At 59.4% G+C, this 20,175-nt stretch carries 19 protein-coding genes; 14 read left to right on the forward strand and 5 right to left on the reverse strand.

The annotated features are described in order from the left end of the window. Positions 1-59 precede the first annotated feature (59 nt). Both hutU and hutH (AC790_RS03945) read right to left on the reverse strand, forming a co-directional pair. Positions 60-1,745 (reverse strand): urocanate hydratase, encoded by a 1,686-nt coding sequence (gene hutU / locus AC790_RS03940; protein ID WP_049850965.1) that lies wholly within the window; start codon positions 1,743-1,745, stop codon positions 60-62. Between the two features lie 10 nt (positions 1,746-1,755). Further along, complete coding sequence (gene hutH, locus AC790_RS03945; protein ID WP_049850966.1) at positions 1,756-3,309, reverse strand: histidine ammonia-lyase; 1,554 nt, start codon at positions 3,307-3,309, stop codon at positions 1,756-1,758. 319 nt (positions 3,310-3,628) lie between these two features. On the opposite strand from hutH (AC790_RS03945), the gene hutC reads away from it, so the two are divergent. Next, on the forward strand, positions 3,629-4,384 hold the full coding sequence (hutC, locus tag AC790_RS03950) for a histidine utilization repressor (RefSeq protein ID WP_007887779.1): 756 nt from the start codon (positions 3,629-3,631) through the stop codon (positions 4,382-4,384). A gap of 174 nt (positions 4,385-4,558) precedes the next feature. Here the strand turns inward: hutC and AC790_RS03955 are convergent, their stop codons facing one another. Both AC790_RS03955 and AC790_RS03960 read right to left on the reverse strand, forming a co-directional pair. Continuing rightward, entirely contained in the window at positions 4,559-5,098 is a 540-nt protein-coding gene (locus tag AC790_RS03955; RefSeq protein ID WP_049850967.1) for a HutD family protein, read from the reverse strand. Then, positions 5,095-6,450 carry a formimidoylglutamate deiminase gene (locus AC790_RS03960; protein ID WP_049850968.1) on the reverse strand — a complete coding sequence of 452 codons (1,356 nt, stop codon included), beginning with the start codon at positions 6,448-6,450 and terminating at the stop codon, positions 5,095-5,097. The genes AC790_RS03955 and AC790_RS03960 overlap by 4 nt, the downstream gene beginning before the upstream one ends. 91 nt (positions 6,451-6,541) lie before the next feature. Between AC790_RS03960 and hutI the strand changes: the two genes are divergently transcribed. The 7 genes from hutI to hutH (AC790_RS03995) all read left to right on the forward strand — a co-directional run bounded on the left by hutI (position 6,542) and on the right by hutH (AC790_RS03995) (position 13,548). After that, positions 6,542-7,759: an imidazolonepropionase gene (gene hutI, locus AC790_RS03965; protein WP_049850969.1), complete on the forward strand. Its 1,218-nt coding sequence runs from the start codon at positions 6,542-6,544 to the stop codon at positions 7,757-7,759. Then, positions 7,756-8,547 carry an N-formylglutamate deformylase gene (gene hutG, locus AC790_RS03970; protein ID WP_049850970.1) on the forward strand — a complete coding sequence of 264 codons (792 nt, stop codon included), beginning with the start codon at positions 7,756-7,758 and terminating at the stop codon, positions 8,545-8,547. Before hutI ends, hutG begins: the two co-directional genes overlap by 4 nt. A 391-nt stretch (positions 8,548-8,938) precedes the next feature. After that, positions 8,939-9,790 (forward strand): transporter substrate-binding domain-containing protein, encoded by an 852-nt coding sequence (locus AC790_RS03975; RefSeq protein ID WP_007887773.1) that lies wholly within the window; start codon positions 8,939-8,941, stop codon positions 9,788-9,790. Between the two features lie 12 nt (positions 9,791-9,802). Then, positions 9,803-10,522: an ABC transporter permease gene (locus tag AC790_RS03980; RefSeq protein ID WP_036620519.1), complete on the forward strand. Its 720-nt coding sequence runs from the start codon at positions 9,803-9,805 to the stop codon at positions 10,520-10,522. 11 nt (positions 10,523-10,533) lie between these two features. Next, positions 10,534-11,262 carry an ABC transporter permease gene (locus tag AC790_RS03985; protein WP_007887768.1) on the forward strand — a complete coding sequence of 243 codons (729 nt, stop codon included), beginning with the start codon at positions 10,534-10,536 and terminating at the stop codon, positions 11,260-11,262. 1 nt (position 11,263) lies between these two features. Further along, positions 11,264-12,058, forward strand: coding sequence for an ABC transporter ATP-binding protein (locus tag AC790_RS03990; RefSeq protein ID WP_049850971.1), 795 nt, complete (start codon positions 11,264-11,266; stop codon positions 12,056-12,058). Next, positions 12,055-13,548 carry a histidine ammonia-lyase gene (gene hutH / locus AC790_RS03995; protein WP_049850972.1) on the forward strand — a complete coding sequence of 498 codons (1,494 nt, stop codon included), beginning with the start codon at positions 12,055-12,057 and terminating at the stop codon, positions 13,546-13,548. The genes AC790_RS03990 and hutH (AC790_RS03995) overlap by 4 nt, the downstream gene beginning before the upstream one ends. Positions 13,549-13,975: 427 nt before the next feature. Here hutH (AC790_RS03995) and AC790_RS04000 read toward each other — a convergent pair whose 3' ends face one another. Continuing rightward, entirely contained in the window at positions 13,976-14,611 is a 636-nt protein-coding gene (locus AC790_RS04000; RefSeq protein ID WP_049850973.1) for a flavin reductase family protein, read from the reverse strand. A 152-nt stretch (positions 14,612-14,763) separates the two neighbouring features. On the opposite strand from AC790_RS04000, the gene AC790_RS04005 reads away from it, so the two are divergent. From AC790_RS04005 to rlmF, 6 genes are all read left to right on the forward strand, one after another. Then, complete coding sequence (locus AC790_RS04005; RefSeq protein ID WP_049850974.1) at positions 14,764-15,669, forward strand: LysR family transcriptional regulator; 906 nt, start codon at positions 14,764-14,766, stop codon at positions 15,667-15,669. Positions 15,670-15,779: 110 nt separating this feature from the next. Then, positions 15,780-17,660: an FUSC family protein gene (locus AC790_RS04010; protein ID WP_049850975.1), complete on the forward strand. Its 1,881-nt coding sequence runs from the start codon at positions 15,780-15,782 to the stop codon at positions 17,658-17,660. Next, a complete protein-coding gene (locus AC790_RS04015) occupies positions 17,650-17,844 on the forward strand; it encodes a DUF1656 domain-containing protein (protein ID WP_049851213.1) in 195 nt (64 codons plus the stop codon). The genes AC790_RS04010 and AC790_RS04015 overlap by 11 nt, the downstream gene beginning before the upstream one ends. Positions 17,845-17,881: 37 nt before the next feature. Next, positions 17,882-18,757: an HlyD family secretion protein gene (locus tag AC790_RS04020; RefSeq protein ID WP_049851214.1), complete on the forward strand. Its 876-nt coding sequence runs from the start codon at positions 17,882-17,884 to the stop codon at positions 18,755-18,757. A 16-nt stretch (positions 18,758-18,773) separates the two neighbouring features. Continuing rightward, the gene (locus AC790_RS04025) at positions 18,774-19,169 is read left to right on the forward strand and encodes a hypothetical protein (RefSeq protein WP_007887749.1); all 396 of its coding nucleotides are present in this window, start codon (positions 18,774-18,776) and stop codon (positions 19,167-19,169) included. A gap of 79 nt (positions 19,170-19,248) precedes the next feature. Beyond that, positions 19,249-20,175 (forward strand): 23S rRNA (adenine(1618)-N(6))-methyltransferase RlmF, encoded by a 927-nt coding sequence (gene rlmF, locus AC790_RS04030; RefSeq protein ID WP_049850976.1) that lies wholly within the window; start codon positions 19,249-19,251, stop codon positions 20,173-20,175.

Here is a 20,175-nt window from a genome sequence, read left to right on the forward strand (position 1 = left end):
TGGCGACCCTACAACGATAGTGCGCATTTTTGTAGGGTGCGCATTCATGCGTACCTGGATTACTTCTGCATTGGCAGGTTCAGGCCGTGCTCATGTGCACAGGCTTGTGCCTGCTCGTAGCCGGCATCCGCGTGACGCATTACGCCAGTGGCCGGATCGTTCCACAGCACGCGGCCCAAACGCGCATCCGCCTCTTTGCTGCCGTCACAGACAATCACCACGCCGGAGTGCTGTGAGAAGCCCATGCCGACGCCGCCGCCATGATGCAGGCTCACCCAGGTCGCGCCGCCCGCAGTGTTCAGCAAGGCATTCAGCAGCGGCCAGTCTGAAACCGCATCTGAACCATCTTTCATCGCTTCGGTTTCACGGTTCGGTGAAGCCACGGAACCGCAATCCAGGTGATCGCGACCAATCACGATGGGCGCTTTCAGCTCACCGTTACGCACCATTTCGTTGAACGCCAGCGCCGCTTTGTGACGCTCGCCGAGGCCCAGCCAGCAGATACGCGCCGGTAAGCCCTGGAAGGCAATACGCTCCTGCGCCATATCCAGCCAGCGATGCAGATTGTGGTGATCCGGGAACAGCTCTTTCAGTTTGGCATCGGTCTTGTAGATATCTTCGGCATCGCCCGACAACGCTACCCAGCGGAACGGGCCTTTACCTTCACAGAACAGCGGACGAATATAGGCGGGCACAAAGCCGGGGAAATCGAAGGCATTCTTCACGCCTTCATCCAGCGCCACCTGACGGATATTGTTACCGTAATCCACGGTTGGCACGCCCATATGATGGAAATCGAGCATCGCCTGCACATGTACCGCCATGGAGGCACGCGCGGCTTTCTCCACCGCCTTCGGATTGCTGACGCGCTCAGCTTCCCAGCGCGCCACATCCCAACCCACCGGCAGATAGCCGTTGATCGGATCGTGCGCCGAGGTCTGATCGGTGACGATATCCGGCTTCATGCCGCCTGCTTTGGCACGTTTTACCAGCTCTGGCACAATTTCAGCGGCGTTGCCCAGCAGGCCAACAGAAATAGCGCGCTTCTCTTTATTCGCCTGATCGATCAGTTTCAGCGCGTCGTCGAGCGTGTAGGCTTTATGGTCGACATAGCGGGTGCGGATACGGAAATCGATACGCGACTCCTGGCACTCAATGGCTAACACGCTGGCACCGGCCAGTACGCCCGCCAGCGGTTGTGCGCCGCCCATGCCGCCCAAACCGGCGGTGAGGATCCAGCGACCGCTCAGATCGCTGTCGTAATGCTGGCGACCGGCTTCGGCGAAGGTCTCAAACGTTCCCTGCACGATGCCCTGCGCACCGATGTAGATCCACGATCCGGCCGTCATCTGGCCGTACATCATCAGGCCTTTTTTATCCAGCTCGTGGAAGTGATCCCACGTCGCCCAATGCGGTACCAGGTTGGAGTTGGCCAGCAGCACGCGCGGCGCATCGGCATGGGTACGGAACACGCCCACCGGTTTGCCAGACTGGATCAGCAGCGTCTCTTCCGGCTGTAACGCACGCAGCGAACGCAGGATCTGCTCGAAGCACTCCCAGTTGCGTGCGGCTTTACCGATGCCGCCGTACACCACCAGATCTTCCGGGCGCTCCGCCACGTCAGGATCGAGGTTGTTCTGGATCATGCGGTAGGCCGCTTCAATCAACCAGTTGGCGCAGTGCAATTCATTACCGCGCGGCGCACGGATTTCACGGGCTACAGCCTGAGTCAAAGTTTCGCTCATCATCGATTCCTTAATTAACAGTCTTACGCTGACTTGGCAGCAGCGCGGTAAGGGATTCTGGCCAGGCTGAATCGCTGGCCCACAGGCGCATGGATTCAATATCCGGCGCCAGTAAACGGTCGTGATCGAGGAAGGCCACGTTCGCGCGGATGCGGCGCATCTCTTGCTCTAGCGTTGGCGAGCTCTGCAGCGGGCGGTGGAAATCGATACCTTGCGCAGCGGCCATCGCTTCAATGCCTACCACGGCGGCGGTGTTAAAGCACATGCTGCCGAGGCGACGGGCGGCGTAAGTGGCCATTGAGACGTGATCTTCCTGGTTGGCCGAGGTCGGCAGGCTGTCAACGCTGCCCGGGTGCGCCAGCGATTTATTCTCGGAAGCCAGCGCCGCTGCCGTCACCTGCGCAATCATAAAGCCGGAGTTAACACCGCCGTCGTTGACGAGGAACGGTGGTAGGCCAGAAAGACCGGTATCCAGCAGCAGCGCCAGACGACGCTCGGAAATGGCACCGATTTCGGCAATCGCCAGCGCCAGAATATCGGCGGCAAAGGCGACCGGCTCGGCGTGGAAGTTGCCGCCGGAGATGACATCGCCGCTGTCGCTGAACACCAGCGGGTTATCGGAAGCCGCGTTAGCTTCAATCTGCAACACGCGCGCGGCGTGCGTCAGGTTATCAAGGCAGGCGCCCATCACCTGTGGTACGCAGCGAATCGAGTAGGGATCCTGCACGCGGCCACAGTGGGTGTGCGAGCTGAGAATTTCGCTACCGGCTAATAAAGAGGAGACGGCGGCGGCGACGTTGATCTGTCCCACCTGACCGCGCGCCTCGTGAATACGCGCATCATAAGGTTTTACTGAACCTTTGATCGCTTCCAGCGATAACGCACCGGCCATCAAGCCAGCGGCGAACAGATTTTCCGCTTCGAACAGGCCGCGCAGCGCCAGCGCAGTTGAGACCTGGGTGCCATTCAACAGCGCCAGGCCCTCTTTTGGCCCCAGCACGATTGGCGGTAAGCCAACGCGCGCCAACCCTTCGGTGGCGGGGATCAGTTGGCCATCCACGCGCACCTGGCCTTCGCCGAGCAGCATCAGCGACATGTGCGCCAGCGGTGCCAGATCGCCGGATGCGCCGACCGATCCTTTCTCCGGAATACACGGCATCACACCGGCGTTGAACAGCGCCAGTAGGGCTTCGATCAGTTCGATGCGCACGCCGGAATGACCGCGTGCCAGGCTAATAATTTTGGTGGCCACCACCAAACGCGCGACATTGTCGGGCAGCAGATCGCCCAACCCCACGCTGTGCGACAGCACCAGATTGCGTTGCAGTTCGGCCAACCGCGCCGAGGGAATCTGCGTCTGCGCCAGCTTGCCAAAACCGGTATTGATGCCGTACACCACGTTGCCGGATGCGACGATGGCATCAACGGTTTCATGGGCACGATCGATCGCCGCACGCGCGTCATCCGCCAACGTGAGCGTAACCTTGCTTTGATAGATGGTGCGCAAGGTCGCGAGGTCCACTTCACCGGGAACGAGGCGAATTTCCTGAACCGAACCTGACATAGTCTACTCCTGTCTATACAAGTGATCTGGCATATGTCGGACGCCAATATTTTGCGATGAGGCTGTCCGATTTACCGTGGAATGCGATGAGTGAAGCATAAGTGTCTAATCTTGTCTATACAAGTAGCAAGCGCTATGCCAGATTGTTCTGGTTCTGTGAAATACCGCGCAGTGCGCTGTAGCAGACGCTACGGCGTCAAGGGTGCACCGAAACAGGGCGAAAGCTGCACCAATGCTGAGCTGTCTGCACAATTAGATGTATATACATTTACGGGCTGAGACAGTAAACTTTGGGCATTATTCATAAAAGGAACAGGAAATGGCCGAGCAAACAGCAGTAGCACAGCTGGCTGCGGCGATGGGCGATGAGCCCGCGCCAATTTACCAGCGGGTGAAGCAGGCGATCGTCAGCCAGATCCGCGAAGGTCACTGGAAAGCCAACCAGCGGGTGCCATCTGAAAGTGAGTTGGTGAACGAGTTGGGCGTGAGCCGCATGACCATCAACCGCGCGTTGCGTGAGCTGACCAGCGAGGGTTTTCTGGTGCGCATGCAGGGTGTAGGCACCTTTGTCGCGGAGATGAAGGGCTACACGGCAATGCTGGAAGTGCACAATATTGCCGATGAGATCGCTCAGCGTGGTCATCAGCACAGCTGCAAAATTTTATCGATTGGCCAGATGAAGGCCGACCCCGAGCAGGCAGCGGTGTTGGGCTTATCCACCGGCCAAACGCTGTTTCACTCGCTGATTGTGCATTACGAAAACGACTTGCCGGTGCAGCTGGAAGATCGTCTGGTCAATCCGCTGGTGGCGCCGGATTATCTCAGTCAGGATTATCATCAGCTGACGCCGTACACCTATTTAATGCGCGTGGCGCCGTTGACCGCCGGTGAGCATATTGTTGAAGCGGTGCTGCCGGATCTGCGCCAGCGTAAGCATCTGGCGCTGGATGAACATGAGCCGTGCCTGCTGATTCGTCGTCAGACGTGGAGCGACAATAAGATTGTGACTTACGCGCGTTTGCTCTATCCGGGCTCGCGTTATAAGTTGCTGGGGCGTTTTCGAGGGCATGGTTAAGCGTTGCTTCCCCTCACCCTAGCCCTCTCCCGCGGGCGGGAGAGGGGACTAGCCGGTGCGGTTTGGGATGATTGAGCTGAATCGAGGTGTTCATCGCTGAATCTACTCGTTCATCGCTCGATCGGCTCCTTCTCCCGCTGGCGGGAGAAGGTTGGGATGAGGGGAATGCGGCTCTCACTCTACCCGGCTAAGCGCCACGAACAGCAGTTGGGCATTCGGCGTTTGGGGTGCCAGCCGGGTGTTTTCATCCAGCCACCAGATCCCTTGATTCACCGCCAGCATCTCTCCAGAAGCGGTCTGCCATGTTCCCGCCACCACCCACGCCACGCCGTGTTCACTGCTAACCGTTTGTTTTGCGATCGCCACCTCTGAATGCCAGCTATCGCGCCGCGTCATGATATTAAAGTCCTGACAGCTGCCGCTAATTTTGGCCTCAACTGCCCATTCACCTGGAAATGCCCACGGCTGCAGCGGCGTTAAGCGCTGTTGCGCGTGCTCACTCTCCAGCACAACGCTGTCGCCGTGTAGCAGGGTAATCACGCGGTCGATGCCGGGGAAGGGCGAAAACGGCCCGTCGGCGGAAATGGTAGCGATGCTGGCACGCCAGGCAAACTGCACTTCGCCTGGCGGATAGCTGATGATTTCGCGCGTCTCGCCGCCGCCGTTACGCCAGCGGCTCACCGGCAGTTGCTCATAGGCAAAACGCGTTCTCATTGCAGCGCCCTCATCGCCTCGGCAAAGCGCGCCGCTGCTACTTCTTCGGCCGGATGATGGCCATGATGAATCACCTGTTTACCGGCCACAAATACGTCGCGAATCTGCTCGCGCTGCCCGCCAAACAGCCAGCGATTCAGCAGCGAAGCGCTGCTCACGCTGCCGAGAAATGCATCTTCTGCCAGCACCAACCAATCGGCACGTTTGCCCATCGCCAGTTCGCCCGCTGCTAAACCGCACGCCTGCGCGCCGCCCTGCGCGGCTTGCTGCCACAGCAGATCGCCCACCGACGGTTGATTCGGCAATGTGATGCGGTTGCGACGGCGATCGCGTAGTCGCTGGCCGTACTCCAGCCAGCGCAGCTCCTCCAGCGCGCTGAGCGAAACATGGCTGTCGGAACCAATGCCCCAGCGGCCGCCGCGTGCAATGTACTCAACCGCCGGAAAAATGCCGTCGCCGAGGTTGGCTTCAGTGGTTGGACATAAACCGGCCACCGCGCCGCTTGCCGCCATGCGCTGAATCTCATCGTCATCCAGATGGGTAGCGTGAATCAAACACCAGCGCTGATCGACATTAAAGCGGTTGAGCAGCCAGGCCACCGGACGTTCGCCGCTCCACGTCAGGCTGTCATTCACCTCTTTTTCCTGCTCGGCAACGTGAATGTGCACCGGCACATCCTGCGGGCAGGCGGTTAACACCTCATGCATTTGCGCTTCACTCACCGCGCGCAGCGAATGGAAACAGATGCCATGATTAAGCAGCGGTTTATCCGCGCTCCAGCTCGCCACGCGCTGCTGCTGTTGCAGGTAAGCTTCAGTTTGCTGGATGAAACGGCGCTGACCGTCGCTGGCCGGCTGCGCACCAAAGCCGCTGTAGCTATACAGCACCGGCAGCAAAGTTTGGCCGATGCCTGCCGTGTCTGCCGCTGCCATTAAATGCAGCAGCATTGCATCATCGGCATACGGCTGCCCATGCGGATCGTGGTGTAGATAGTGGAATTCCGCCACCTGGCTGTAACCGCCTTTTAGCATGTCGATGTAGAGATGCGTGGCGATATCGCCAACCTGCTGCGGCGATAGCCGCTGCACCATGCGGTACATCAGATCGCGCCATGTCCAGAAGCTGTCCTGCGGATCGCCCGCCACTTCGGCCAACCCAGCCATCGCGCGCTGAAAGGCGTGCGAATGCAGATTGGCAATCGCCGGGATAACCGATCCAGCAAGGCGCGTGGCCGTACCGGGTTCGCTATCAGGCGTGAGTTCAGTGATTTGGCCGGCTGCGTTGGTGGTGATCAGCACGTGCTCATGCCAGCCGTCGGCCAGCAATGCGCGTGGGGCAAAATACGTTGTCATGGTTGATCCTGCATGGCGGAAAGTTGTATATACATATACATATACATACTTTGATGCGCAGTGTAAATCGCCGAACGTGAAGGGGAGTGGGATGGCAGAAGCGAAGCAGATCGACAGCCTGTGGCTGGGGGCCGACATCGTTACGATGCGTGACGGACACTACAATCTGATTGCCGACGGCGCGCTAGCGGTCGATCAGGGAAAACTGATTTGGGTGGGGCCGCGCAGCGATTGTCCGGCTTTCGCACCGCGTAAACAGCACGAATTTTCCGGCGGCATCATTACGCCTGGTTTAGTGGATTGCCACACGCATCTGGTGTTTGGCGGCGATCGCAGCCAGGAGTTTGAGCAGCGTTTGAATGGCGTCAGCTATGCGGAGATTGCGGCGCAGGGCGGCGGCATTCTCTCCACGGTTCGCGCCACGCGAGCTGCAACTCAGCAAGAGCTGGTGGCAAGCGCGCGGTGGCGGCTGGATCGTCTGCTGGCGGAAGGCGTGACCACGGTAGAGATTAAATCCGGTTACGGCCTCGATGAAGCCAGCGAGCTCACGATGCTGCGTGCCATCCGCGAGCTGGCGGAAACGGTGCCCGCCGATGTACAGGCCACCTGTTTAGCCGCGCACGGTTTTCCGCCGGAGTTTAAAGACAACCCGCAAGGCTGGATCGATATCATCTGCCAACGCCTGTTACCGCAGGTAAAAGCAGACGGTTTGGCGGATGCGGTGGATGCATTCTGCGAACATTTAGCCTTTTCACCGCAGCAGGTCAGCGCGGTATTCGATGCCGCAAAAGCCTTAGATTTGCCGGTGAAACTGCATGCCGAGCAGCTTTCCGCGCTGGGCGGCGCGGCGCTGGCGGCGCGTTACGGTGCGCTCTCCGCCGATCATCTGGAATATGCGACTGAAGAGGATGCCAAAGCGATGGCACAGCACGGCACCGTGGCGGTGCTATTGCCGGGCGCGTTTTATCTGCTGCGCGAAACCCAGCGTCCGCCGGTCGCACTGTTCCGGCAACACGGCGTGCCGATGGCGCTGGCCAGCGATGCCAATCCGGGCACCTCACCGGCGCTATCGCTACGCCTGATGCTGAATATGGGCTGCACGCTGTTTGGTCTGACGCCGGAAGAGGCGCTGGCTGGCGTGACGCTGTGGGGCGCTAAAGCGCTGGGCTTATCGCAATCACACGGTTCGCTGGAAGCGGGCAAGGTGGCGAATTTTGTTCACTGGCCGCTGGCACGTCCGGCAGAGCTGGTTTACTGGCTGGGCGGCGAATTGCCGTGCCAGGTTATCTATCGTGGAGAAGCGCAATGACCTCTTTTCATTTCACCGCCGGCAAGATTCCGTTGCTGGTTAGCATTCCGCATGCGGGCACCCAATTAACGCCAGAAGTCGAGGCCGGATTGAGCGACGCGGCGTGCGGCCTGCCGGACACCGATTGGCATCTGCCGCTGCTGTACGATTTTGTCCGCGATTTGGGTGCCAGCGTGCTAATTGGCCACTATTCGCGCTTTGTGATTGACCTCAATCGTCCGGCGGACAATCAACCGCTCTACACCACGGCGACCACCGGTTTATATCCGGAAACGTTATTCGACGGCAGCCCAACCTTTGTCGCAGGTAAAACGCCGAGTGCTGAGGTGCGTCAGGGCTATCTGGACACCATCTGGCAGCCGTATCACCAGCAGCTGCAGCAGGAGCTGGCGCGCCTGAAGGCGCAGCACGGTTACGCGCTGCTGTTTGATGCACACTCGATCGCCTCCGTCATTCCGCGCCTGTTTGACGGGCGTTTGCCGGATCTCAACATCGGCACCAATGATGGCGCCAGCTGTTCAACACCGGTGATTGAAGCGATCAAACAGGTTTGTACGGCACAAAACGATTACAGCTGGATCGCCAACGGACGCTTCAAAGGTGGCTATATTACGCGCGCCTACGGCCAGCCGGAGCAGGGCGTGCAGGCGGTGCAGCTGGAGTTGGCGCAGCTTAATTATATGGATGAGACGCCGCCGTTTGCCTGGCAACAGGACCGCGCCGGGCAGCTACAGAAGGTGCTAAAACCGCTGCTGCAGGCGTTTATTGAAGCGGGTAAACCCGTTTAACCCTCCGCACAAACCGTAGCGGCGCGATTTATCGCGCGTATTAATGGCGGCATTATGCCCATCCAGAAAATGGCGCAATAAATTGCGCCGCTACGATTCATTACTCTGCACCACCACCATGCACATCCTGCCCCCATACGGTGCAGCATTGATCGCGCTGCGTGACAATCCCCCTGATTCTGCGGCTTTGCCATTTTGGCATAGCGCTTGCTAGGTTGTATGTACAAGTAAACACCACGCAGCGATTATGATTTTTTATACTGGCTGGCTCACAAAAAGCTTATGCCGACAATGATCTGCCGCACGCTAACTTGTATATACATGAAAGGTCATCTGCAAAAATATCACCCGCAGAGACCGAGAAACTTGATAAATAACCAGGAGAAGCCGCATGACGTACCGCGCCCCGATTCGCCGTTTTTGCCTCACGACCCTGTTTGCCAGCCTGATGATCAGCGGTGTTGCTGTACAGGCGAAAGAGTGGAAATCGATCACTATCGCTACTGAAGGCAGCTATGAACCCTGGAACCTGACGCTGCCGGGCGGCAAGTTAGGCGGCTTTGAACCTGAACTGATGGAAGATCTGTGCAAGCGCATGGGCATTCAGTGCAAGCTGGTGGTGCAGAACTGGGACGGCATGATCGCTGGCCTGAATGCCGGTAAATATGACGTGATCATGGATGCGATTGTCATCACGCCAGATCGCAAAAAAGTGGTCAACTTCACCGCGCCTTATGCTTCAACGCCCGCCACCTTTATCACCACCAAAGACAGCCCGCTGCTGCCGGCCGATCACAACATCATCAAGCTGCATGACGATGAAAAAGAGATCAACGCAGCGATTGCCCCGCTGAAAGCGGCGCTAAAGGGCAAAACCATCGGCATTGCCTCTGGCACCGTCTACACGCCGTTTATCGATAAGTACTTCAAAGGTGATGCCGACGTACGCGAATACACCTCGTCGGCGGATGCGATGCTTGATCTGCAATCGGGTCGTATCGATGCGGTATTCGATGATGTGACCTTTGCGCAATCGATGCTGGCGCGTAAAGAGAACAACAACCTGGTCTTCAGCGGCCCGCAGCTCGGCGGCCCGATCTGGGGCGAGGGCGAAGCGATGGGCGTGCGCATGGCGGATAACGATTTGAAAGCCAAGCTGGATGAGGCGATTCATGCCGCGCTGGCCGATGGCACGGTGAAAAAGCTCAGTGAGAAGTGGTTTAAAACTGACGTAACCCCGTAAGTGAGGTGAAAGATGATGAGCCTGCTGAGTTTTGGTGCTGATGGCTGGGGCCGCCTGATCCTGAGCGCCGCCTGTACCACGCTGCTGCTGTCGCTGGTGGCGCTGATGATTGGTGCGGTGGTCGGTTCCGGTGTGGCGGCGGCCAAGTTATCACCTCAGCGCTGGCTGCGCTGGTTAGGTGAAGGCTATTCGGTGGTGTTCCGCGGCATCCCGGAACTGCTGGTGATCTACCTGTTCTATTTTGGTGGATCCGGCCTGATTACGCTGGTCGGGCAGATGTTTGGCGCCGATGGTTTTATCGAAGCGCCGCCGTTCCTGATTGGTGCGCTGGCTATCGGGCTCATCTCGGGTTCGTATCAAGGGGAAGTGTATCGCGCGGCGCGTCTGGCGCTGGCCAAAGGCGAAGTCGAAGCGGCAGTGGCGATAGGCATGCCGCGTTGGCGTATCGCGCAACGCATTCTGTTGCCGCAGGTGGTGCGCTATGCGCTGCCGGGCATGTCGAATGTGTGGCAGATGAGCCTGAAAGACTCGGCGCTGGTGTCGGTCACCGGCATCGTCGAGCTGATGCGTGCCAGCCAGGTCGCCGCTGGATCCACGCGCGATTACTTCACCTTCTATCTGGTCGGCGCTGCCTGTTATCTGGTGCTGACGCTGCTGTCTAATCATGCGTTTCGCCGGGCAGAGTCGCGCCTCGGTCGTGCGTGGCAAAGTCGCACTGCGGCACAGCATTAAGGAGCAGCAGCATGATCGATTTCGCCTTTCTCTCTGACACCTTTCTCAAGCTGAGCGCCGCGCTGCCGGTGACGCTGGGCCTGTTTATCAGCGCCTTTCTCTGCGGCGGCATTCTGGCGATCGGTATTTTGTCACTGCGTATGAGCCGCTGGCGCGTGCTAAGCGGCTTTGCGCGCGGCTATATTCTGGTGTTTCGCGGTTCGCCGCTGATGATCCAGCTATTTCTCATCTATTACGGCCTTGGCCAGTTTGGCGTGATCCGCCACAGCTTCGTCTGGCCGTTCCTGCGCGAGCCGTTCATCTGTGCGGTGCTGGCGCTGTCGCTGTGCACCGCGGCCTATACCGCCGAGATTCTGCGCGGCGCATTGCTGGCCGTGCCCGCCGGACAAGTGGAAGCCGGGCTAGCCTGCGGCATGTCGCGCTGGCTGCTGCTGCGCCGCATTATTGCGCCGATCATGTTGCGCTATGCGCTGCCGGCGTACTCCACCGAAGCGATCCTGCTGGTGAAATCCACCGCGTTAGCCAGTCTGGTGACCGTTTGGGACGTAACCGGTGTGGCGCAGCAGATCATTCAACGCACCTATCGCACCATGGAAGTCTTTATCTGCGCGGCGGCCATCTACCTGATTCTCAACTTTATTATCGTCCAGCTGTACGGGCTGTTAGAGCGCCATCTGAGTGCGCAGCATCGTGCCGCAAAAAAGCCGTTGCCCGCCGTTAAACCGCTTGCCGGAGAGTAATATGCATCACACATCACCCGTTACCTTATCCGCCACCGATATCCATAAATCTTTTGGCGCGATGGAAGTTCTGAAAGGCATTTCGCTGCAGGCACATCAAGGCGATGTCATCTCGATTCTCGGTGCCAGCGGCTCGGGCAAAAGCACCTTGCTGCGCTGCATCAACCTGCTGGAAACGCCGGATGCCGGCGTGGTGAGCGTGGGCGGTGAAACCATTGAGATGAAGCGCCACGCGCGCGGTCATCAGCTGGCGGCCAACCCAAAACAGATTGAGCGCCTGCGTTCACGGCTGGGCATGGTGTTCCAGAGCTTTAATCTGTGGTCACACATGACGGTGCTGCAAAACGTCATCGAAGGCCCGCACTACGTATTGAAACGCGACAAAAAAAGCTGCATCGCGCAGGCGGAGCAGCTGCTCGATCGCGTGGGATTGCTGAATCGCAAAGATTTCTATCCGGCGCAGCTGTCGGGCGGCCAGCAGCAGCGCGTAGCGATTGCCCGCGCGCTGGCAATGGATCCCGAAGTCATGCTGTTCGACGAACCGACCTCGGCGCTCGATCCGGAACTGGTGGGCGAAGTGCTGAAAGTGATGCGCAGCCTGGCAGAGGAGGGGCGCACCATGCTGGTGGTGACGCACGAAATGGGCTTTGCGCGCAACGTCTCCAATCGCGTGGTGTTTATGCATCAGGGCACTATTGATTGTCAGGGTGCGCCGGAAGAGATGTTTGGCGAGCAGGGATCGCCGCGCTTTAAGCAATTTATCTCCAGCCACCACGGTGTGGAGCAGCCAGCATGACCGTGGTGTGGGGCGATAGCCCGCTAACATGGCAGGAACTGGTGCAGGTGGCACGCCACAATGCGGAGCTAAGCCTGAGCGTTAGCGCCTGGCAGCGCATTGCGCAAGGTCGCGCGATTGTCGATGAGATTGTGGCCAGCGGCCAGATTGCCTATGGCATCAATACCGGCTTGGGCGCGCTGTGTAATATCACGCTGCCGGAGGAGCAGCTTAGCCAGCTATCGCGTAATACGCTGCTGAGCCATGCCTGCGGCGTGGGTCAAGTGCTGACGCGTGAACAGGCGCGCGCCATTCTGTGTGCGGCCATTGCTAATTACAGCCACGGAAAATCCGGCGTGTCGGTGGCGCTGGTGCAGCATCTGCTGGCGCTGCTTAATCAGCAGATTACGCCGCAGGTGCCCGCGCAGGGATCGGTGGGCTATCTCAGCCATATGGCGCATATCGGCCTGGCGCTGATAGGGGTTGGCGAGGTTGAGTATCAAAACCAGATGATGCCCGCTGCGCAGGCGTTAACGCTGGTGGGTTTGCAACCCTATCGTCCCGGCGCCAAAGAGGGTTTGAGCCTGGTGAACGGTACGCCGTGCATGACGGGCTTGTCCTGCCTGGCGCTGGATGATGCCGCGCGTTTGCTCGATTGGGCGGATGTCACTGGTGCGATGAGTTTTGAGGCGCTGCGTGGACAGCTGGTGGCCTTTGACGCCGAAGTGATCGCGCTGAAAGCCAGCCCGGGCATGCAGCGCAGCGGTCAGCGCTTGCGTCAACTGCTGAGCGATAGTCCGCTGCTGGCGGCCAGCGTTGGTATTCGCACCCAGGATGCACTCAGCCTGCGTTCGATGCCGCAGGTGCACGGGGCCAGCCGCGATCAGTTCGATCACGCGGCGCGCCAGATCACCATTGAACTCAATGCCTGTACCGATAATCCGCTGGTGCTCGGTACGGCGGATAGCTGGCGCGTGGTGTCGCAGGCTAATCCGCACGGTGAATCGGTGGCGATGGCGGCGGATCTGCTGGCGATTGCGATGGCGGAAGTGGGCAGCATCGCCGAGCGACGCCTCGATCGCCTGGTCAATCCCCTGGTGAGCGGCTTACCGGCGTTTCTGGTGGCACAGCCGGGCGTTAACTCCGGCATGATGATTGCGCAGTATGTGGCGGCGTCGCTGTGCGCAGAGAATCGCCAGCTGGCGCAACCGGCGGTGCTGGATAACTATGTCACCTCGGGTTTGCAGGAAGATCATCTCAGCCTTGGCACCGGTGCGGCGCTCAAGCTGCTGAAGCTGCTGGGCAATGTGTGGCAGATTCTGGCAATTGAGTATCTGCTGGCGGCGCAGGCGCTGGATTTCCACGGCGAAGATCAGCTGGCGCAAGGCACGGCGCAGGCATTACGTCGCCTACGCACCGTGGTGGCCAACTGGCAGGAAGATCGCTGGCTGGCCCCGGAGATTGCGCGCGCGGTTGAAGTGTTGAAAAGCGGGTGTAGCGCGGGGTTTTAAAAGCGGTCGCCATGAATGGCGACCCTACAGGCGTTACAGCGATGATGATTCAGGAGTATGCATTGATGCTGCAGCGCGGGTGTTGAGGCGACATCCCAGCCCGCTGAGCGAGTGAGTGATTCCAGGGCGAGCCGCAGGGATGCGGCGAGAGGCGGCGCTGAGCAGGAGCGAATCGCCGCCGGTCCGTCAGGAATCGTGAAGGAGCGAAGGCACCGCGTAGCGGCGGGATGGGCTGGCGCAGGGCCCGGGAGTGAAGAGGGCGTGGCCAGACGCCCTCTTCTCGGTCGCCGCACGGCATAGCTGAAACTGCCCCAGCCGATGGCGAACGAAAATTGCTCAGCGCTTAACTGATTGGCATTACGCCATGAATGGCGACCCTACAAACCGCATGAGCCCATCGTAGGGTCGCCATTTATGGCGACCGGGCTTACGAGGATCGGCGGGCATCCGGGCGCCCCCAATCAAAGCGCAGCTCCTCGCTGATGCCGTAATAGGCCGACGGACCACCGGCACGCAGGATCGGTTGCGCTTTGGCGGTTTGGTAGATGCCATTCTCCAGCAACGCCTCATCAATATGGATGGCGACGGCTTCACCCAGCACCAGCCAGCTATCAATCGGATGGCCTTGTGCATCCTGCAGTTGAATTAGCTGCGTCAACTTACACTCAAAATTCACCGGGCTTTCTGCCACCATGCTGACATTGACGTGTGACGCTGCCAATGGCGTTAATCCCGCCAGCGCAAACTCATCCTGATCGGACGGCACTGACGCGGAGCTCTCATTCATCGCTTCGGCCAGCGGACGCGTTGCCAGGTTCCAGACAAACTCTTTGGTCTCCGAGATATTTTGCACACTGTCTTTCCAGCCGCTGCTGGCAAAACCAATAATCGGCGGATGATAATTGAAGCAGTTAAAGAAGCTGTACGGCGCCAGATTGCGCGTGCCGCTGGCGCTCTGTGAGCTGACCCAGCCAATCGGGCGTGGACCGACGATGGCATTCAGCGGATCGTGCGGCAAACCGTGTCCAGCGCGTGGCTGATAAGAGTAACGTTGACGTGTCATTTCTGCTCCCGGTGATGATCAAAGCTTTATCTTAGCCGGTTAGCTTAGAGCGCAATAGCCAGTAATTGCGTACAACGCACGCATTGCTCCCCGTTGTTTACGTATCCGTAATACGGCTAATATGGCCTTTTGGCTGGTTGCAGGGAGTGGCAATGAAACACCCCGATTTAAACTTATTAATTGCGCTGGATATTTTGCTGGAAGAGGGCAGCGTGGCGGCGGCTGCCCGGCGCATGAACCTCAGCGCACCGGCGATGAGCCGCACGCTCGGGCGGATTCGCGACACCCTGGGCGATCCGGTTTTTGTCCAGGCGGGACGCAAGCTGGTGCCCACGCCACGCGCGCTGGCGCTGCGTGAGCAGGTGCGTGCAGCGGTTGAACAGGCCACGCAGGTGCTCACGCAGGGCGAAAATGTGCCGCTGGTGGGGCTAGATCGCCGCTTCAATGTGCGCGCCAATGATACTTTCACCGGCTTCTATTCCGGGCGTTTGCTGGAAGTCATGGCGCAGGAGATGCCTCGCGCGCTGCTGCACTTTGCGCCGGAAGAGGATGATGTGGACGTGGAGCTACTGCGCAACGGCCGCGTCGATCTGTTTATCAGCGCGGCGCGCCAGCTTGGTCCTGAAATTCGCGTGCAGCCGCTGTTTACCACCCGGTTTGTTGGGCTGGCGCGCCACGACCATCCGATTTTTGCTGGGGATATCTCTCCCGAGCAGCTGACGCGCTGGGGACATATCAGCATTTCACGTCGCGGCAAAGCCACGGGACCGATTGATAGCGCACTGGAGCAGCAGGGATTGCAGCGTCAGATATCGCTGATTGTGGCCACACCCTATAGCGCGATCTTCGCCCTGCAGGATTCTGACCTGTTATTACCACTGCCGGAGCATCTGGCGCGCAGCGCGGTGAGTGCTGGCATGCGCGTGCGCAGCTTTGAGCTGCCGGTGCCGCTCGAGACAGTGCTGTTAACGCAGGCCTGGCATCCGCGCTTCCAGCAGGATGCGGCACACCGCTGGTTGCGTCAGACCATCCGCCAGTTATGCAGCAACGACGGCTGAATATTGCTTAATCCGTGCGTTTGACGCACTCATCAATTTAACAATCGTCACTTTTACGCATGGATTCCTTTCCCTACAGTGAGCCCAACTTTCACGGTTGAGGATTCTCCATGCAGTCCCGCACTCTCTCATTTGCCCACCGGTTCGTGTTGCAGTGCGATTTAACCACGCCGCGCGCGACCTATATTCTGCGTTCGTTAATCGCCGCCAACCTGGCGCTGGTAGTGGCTTACGCGCTGGAACTGGACATGCCCTATTCGGCGGCGACCACCGTGCTGCTGGTGCTCAATCCGGTACAGGGCGCGGTGCTGGGCAAAGGTAAATGGCGCCTGATCGGCACGCTGGTTGGCATGGTGGTGGCGCTGGCATTGATGGCCGCGTTTGCCCAGCTTCCGTGGCTATTTATGCTGGCAGAGAGCTTGTGGCTCGGCGTGTGCGTGATGGCGATGAGCGTGCTGCGCCACTTTCGCGCCTCGGGCGCGGCGGTAGCGGGTTACACCATTGGCCTGGCAACCCTTGGGGCGATGCAGCATCCCGACCTGGCTTTTGCACACGCGGTGGGCCGCGCCTCGACGGTGGCGATTGGTGTGATGTCACTTGGGCTGGTGACGGCACTGTTTAGTCGCCGCACCCTAAGCAGCAAACTGGACGCGCTGCTGCTGCGTTTAACGCAGCAAACCGCCACGCTACTGGCTATGCAAGGCCCGCCCGCGGCCCAGCATCGACTGATGAGCGAAATCTACAGCGTTGACGATTTGCTGGCAGCAGCCCGCCAGGAGTCCGTCACGCTTGCGCAGCATAGCCGCGCCATCCAGCAGGCCATGGATGCGCTGGGTGAGATGGTGGCGAGCGGCGTCAGCCAGCCAGCGGCGATCTGGCAACGTGTCGCCGATGCGCTGGCGCAGGGCCGGGCGGGATTGCCTACGGCGCGGCATCTGCTGCTAGACGCGTGCGCTGATAAAACGCAGCCTCAGACGCACATTGACGCCATGCAACGCGTGGTGCAGGTGCTTAGCTATCTGCCCTACACTTCTTCATCACCGCGCCTGGTCGCGCCGAGTTTTCATCGTGACTGGAGCGGTGCACGGCGCAATGGATTACGTGCCACCTTAACGCTACTGGCGGCATCGCTGCTGTGGTTGGGTAGCGGCTGGCCTGCGGGCGATATTATGCTGCTGATCATTGCGCCTTATTGCGCCTTGCTCTCCGCATCTCCTCAGCCTGCCGCCGGTGCACAACAGTTTTTGCGTGGCACGCTGTATGCGCTGCCGATGGCGCTGATCTGCGCCTTTCTGGTCCTGCCGTTGATTAATGGTTTACCGCTGTTGCTGCTGGTGCTGAGCCTGTTTTGGTTGCCGGGTATTTATGTCACCAGCTATCCGCAACATATTCTGAGCGGGTTGGCGTATCTGGTGGGGTTTAACACCTTAACGGCGGCCAGTAATCCCATGGTGTATGACGTTACGCAGTTTCTTAACTGGTCGCTGGCGTGGCTGACCGGCACGGCGTTAACGCTGCTGGCGTTTCAGTTGATGCCACGTAACCCGGCGCGTCATGTGCAGAGACTGCGGGCGCGGATTCGGCTCAACAGTCTGGCGTTGCTGGCGGGAAAAGCGGCGAAACCGCTGCGCTGGCAGCAACAGCAGCAGCATCGGCTGGCGCAACTGGGGGCGCTGCTGCGCACCCAACCGCAAGCACAGGATCTTGCGCTGCAGCAGGGCTTAGCCAGCCTGCAGCTGGGGCGTGAAGTGCTGCGTTTACGCGCGTTGGCAATCGATTCGCCGTGGCGATCGCAAATTGTCACGGCACAACAGCGTATTGCACGTCGCGCGGGTAACCCGCTCCAGGCGGCAAAGCACGCTCAACGCACGGCACGTTTGCTGCGCGGTGATGCGACTTTAGCGGCCGGTTTTAGCGCCCTCGCGCAGCTATTGCAGCAGCATGCTGACTACTTCTCGCCGCAGCAGGGAGGGGATGCGCATGTTAAGTGAGGTGCCGATTGCCGGCATCTATCTGCCGCCTTTCTTTATCTATCTCTGTGCCACTTTCCCGCTATTCCTTGCTGCACGTGCGCTGCTGGTGCGCTGTGGTGTGCTGCGTTGGGTTTGGCATCCGGCGCTGTTCGAATTCGCTTTGTCTTTTCTCTTACTGGCGGTGTTAATTCTCTATGTCTGATTCAGTTTTCTCATGGAAGTCGTCCCTTAGGATGGTCATGACGCTGCTGGTGGTGGCCGTCGCAATCTGGCTGGCAATCGCTCTGTGGCGGGCCTACGTGCTGGCGCCCTGGACACGCGATGGTCGCATCAGTGCGCAGGTGATTCGCATTGCCCCGGAGGTTTCCGGCACGGTGCAGACGGTGCCGGTGGCGGATAACCAGTTTGTGGCGCGCGGTACCACGCTGTTTGTGATTGATCCACTGCGCTTCCAGCTTGCGGTGGCACAGGCTGAAGCTCAGCTGCGGGAGGCCAACGCCACGCTGCAGCAAAAGCGCGATGAGGCGCAGCGGCGGCGGCAAATGGCGGCGCTGATGGCCGCTGAGGAGGTACAACGTGCGCGCGAGGCATTGCTGGTGGCGGAGGCGCAACAGCAGCAGGCGAGCGCAGCGCTGGCTCTCGCGCAGCTCAATCTACAACGTGCCACGGTGCGCGCACCGGTGGATGGCTACGTAACCCATCTGCGCTTACAGGCGGGAGATTATGCGGTAGCAGGCACACCGGATGTGGCGCTGGTGGATGCGCACAGCTTCTGGGTTACCGGCTACTTCGAAGAAACCAAACTACACGCCATGCATATTGGCGATCGCGTTGATATTCATCTGATGGGCGACAGCCAAACGCTTAGCGGCCGCGTTGCCAGCTTTGGCCATGGCATCAGCGACACCAATCAGCAGGTGGATGAACAGGGTTTGCCCGGCGTAGAAGCCACCTTTAGCTGGATTCGCCTGGCGCAGCGCATTCCAGTGCGCATCGAACTCGAGGCGCTACCGCAGGATAAATTACTCACGGCTGGCATGAGCTGCAGCATTGCGGTGGCGGGTAACACACGCGCCCGCGGACGTCTGACAGCGTTGCTGGCGCACTGGCTTTAATCAATCAGGAGGTTGTATGTCGTTAAATCCCCAGGATTTTACCGTTTATGATATTCAGGCTTTTCCGCTGGTGTGCCTTAACCAGCAGGCCGTGCTGCCGGGTTACGCCAGCCAATGGGAAGCGGAGATGCTGGCGCTGCTGCAGCAAGAGGCGCCGTTTGTGGTGGTCTACGATCACATGCGCGTTGAAGAGACCGAGGCCGATCGGCGGCAACGGGGTGACTGGCTGATTCGCCATCGCCAACTGCTGAGTCAACGCTGCAAAGGAATGCTGAGTATTGAGAGTGAGGCGTCGCGCTGTGCGGAACTGCGTAAGATGCGCAAAATGTTCGGCATTCCTCATCAGGTGGTGAGTTCACGCACTTATGCCCTGGCGCAGATGCAGCAATGGCTGGCTCGCGCACAGAAATAATGGCAAAAAACGGCGGCTGATAATTTCTTTTACGCGCGCAGCGGGGTATCTTACGCCCGCGCTATTTTCCGGAGAAACTATGAACAAGCCAGCCGCCACGTCACCTTTCCATCCGCGTAACCGCCATCAGGGCCGTTATGATTTTGCTGCTCTGACCGCAGCCCATCCGCCGCTGGCGGTGAAAGTGCGTCCCAACGGCTACGGTGAGTTGTCAGTGGATTTCGCCGATCCTGAAGCGGTTATGCTGCTGAATCAGGCCCTGTTGAAACTGTTCTACAACCTTAACTGGCAGTTGCCGGCAGGCTACCTGACGCCGCCGGTTCCGGGCCGTGCTGATTACGTGCACGCGCTGGCCGATCTGCTGGCGAGCGACAACGGTGGCGTGATCCCGCGCGATTTAGATGTGATGGATATCGGCTGCGGCGCGAACTGCATCTATCCGCTGATTGGCAACGCCGAATATGGCTGGCGCTTCACCGGCACCGATATCACCGCCGAAGCGATAACTGCCGCAGGGCAGATTGTAGCGAGCAATCCGGGCTTGCAGCGCGGCGTGCGTTTGCGTCGTCAAAAGGATGCCGCTGCCATTTTTGCCGGCGTGGTGCACAAGAACGAACGCTATCATGCGGTGTTGTGTAACCCGCCGTTCCACTCCTCCGCGCAAGAAGCGGCCACTGTTGGCCAGCGCAAAACGCGTAATCTGGGCTTAGGCAAAAACGCGCCGCTCAATTTTGGTGGTCATCACAGCGAACTGTGGTGCGATGGCGGCGAGCGCAAGTTCGTCGGTCAGATGATTGATGAAAGCGTGGCGCACTCAGACAACATTGTGTGGTTCACCTCGCTGGTGTCACGCAAAGAGAACTTGCCGGCGCTGCGTGACCAGTTGCGCGATCTGGACGCTTATGAAGTGCGCATCATCGAAATGGCGCAGGGGCAGAAGCAGAGCCGCTTTATCGCCTGGACATTCCAGCCGCCAGCGACACGCGCTAAGCGGCTGAAACGCTGA

The sequence above is a fragment of the Pantoea sp. RIT-PI-b genome (genome assembly GCF_001187905.1).
Classification (GTDB): domain Bacteria; phylum Pseudomonadota; class Gammaproteobacteria; order Enterobacterales; family Enterobacteriaceae; genus Pantoea; species Pantoea nemavictus.

Excerpts from the sequence above, each read along its gene's own strand:
- hutU (WP_049850965.1), bottom strand. The coding sequence starts at position 1,745 with ATGAGCGAAACTTTGACTCAGGCTGTAGCCCGTGAAATCCGTGCGCCG.
- hutH (WP_049850966.1), bottom strand. The coding sequence starts at position 3,309 with ATGTCAGGTTCGGTTCAGGAAATTCGCCTCGTTCCCGGTGAAGTGGAC.
- hutC (WP_007887779.1), top strand. The coding sequence starts at position 3,629 with ATGGCCGAGCAAACAGCAGTAGCACAGCTGGCTGCGGCGATGGGCGAT.
- AC790_RS03955 (WP_049850967.1), bottom strand. The coding sequence starts at position 5,098 with ATGAGAACGCGTTTTGCCTATGAGCAACTGCCGGTGAGCCGCTGGCGT.
- AC790_RS03960 (WP_049850968.1), bottom strand. The coding sequence starts at position 6,450 with ATGACAACGTATTTTGCCCCACGCGCATTGCTGGCCGACGGCTGGCAT.
- hutI (WP_049850969.1), top strand. The coding sequence starts at position 6,542 with ATGGCAGAAGCGAAGCAGATCGACAGCCTGTGGCTGGGGGCCGACATC.
- hutG (WP_049850970.1), top strand. The coding sequence starts at position 7,756 with ATGACCTCTTTTCATTTCACCGCCGGCAAGATTCCGTTGCTGGTTAGC.
- AC790_RS03975 (WP_007887773.1), top strand. The coding sequence starts at position 8,939 with ATGACGTACCGCGCCCCGATTCGCCGTTTTTGCCTCACGACCCTGTTT.
- AC790_RS03980 (WP_036620519.1), top strand. The coding sequence starts at position 9,803 with ATGATGAGCCTGCTGAGTTTTGGTGCTGATGGCTGGGGCCGCCTGATC.
- AC790_RS03985 (WP_007887768.1), top strand. The coding sequence starts at position 10,534 with ATGATCGATTTCGCCTTTCTCTCTGACACCTTTCTCAAGCTGAGCGCC.
- AC790_RS03990 (WP_049850971.1), top strand. The coding sequence starts at position 11,264 with ATGCATCACACATCACCCGTTACCTTATCCGCCACCGATATCCATAAA.
- hutH (WP_049850972.1), top strand. The coding sequence starts at position 12,055 with ATGACCGTGGTGTGGGGCGATAGCCCGCTAACATGGCAGGAACTGGTG.
- AC790_RS04000 (WP_049850973.1), bottom strand. The coding sequence starts at position 14,611 with ATGACACGTCAACGTTACTCTTATCAGCCACGCGCTGGACACGGTTTG.
- AC790_RS04005 (WP_049850974.1), top strand. The coding sequence starts at position 14,764 with ATGAAACACCCCGATTTAAACTTATTAATTGCGCTGGATATTTTGCTG.
- AC790_RS04010 (WP_049850975.1), top strand. The coding sequence starts at position 15,780 with ATGCAGTCCCGCACTCTCTCATTTGCCCACCGGTTCGTGTTGCAGTGC.
- AC790_RS04015 (WP_049851213.1), top strand. The coding sequence starts at position 17,650 with ATGTTAAGTGAGGTGCCGATTGCCGGCATCTATCTGCCGCCTTTCTTT.
- AC790_RS04020 (WP_049851214.1), top strand. The coding sequence starts at position 17,882 with ATGACGCTGCTGGTGGTGGCCGTCGCAATCTGGCTGGCAATCGCTCTG.
- AC790_RS04025 (WP_007887749.1), top strand. The coding sequence starts at position 18,774 with ATGTCGTTAAATCCCCAGGATTTTACCGTTTATGATATTCAGGCTTTT.
- rlmF (WP_049850976.1), top strand. The coding sequence starts at position 19,249 with ATGAACAAGCCAGCCGCCACGTCACCTTTCCATCCGCGTAACCGCCAT.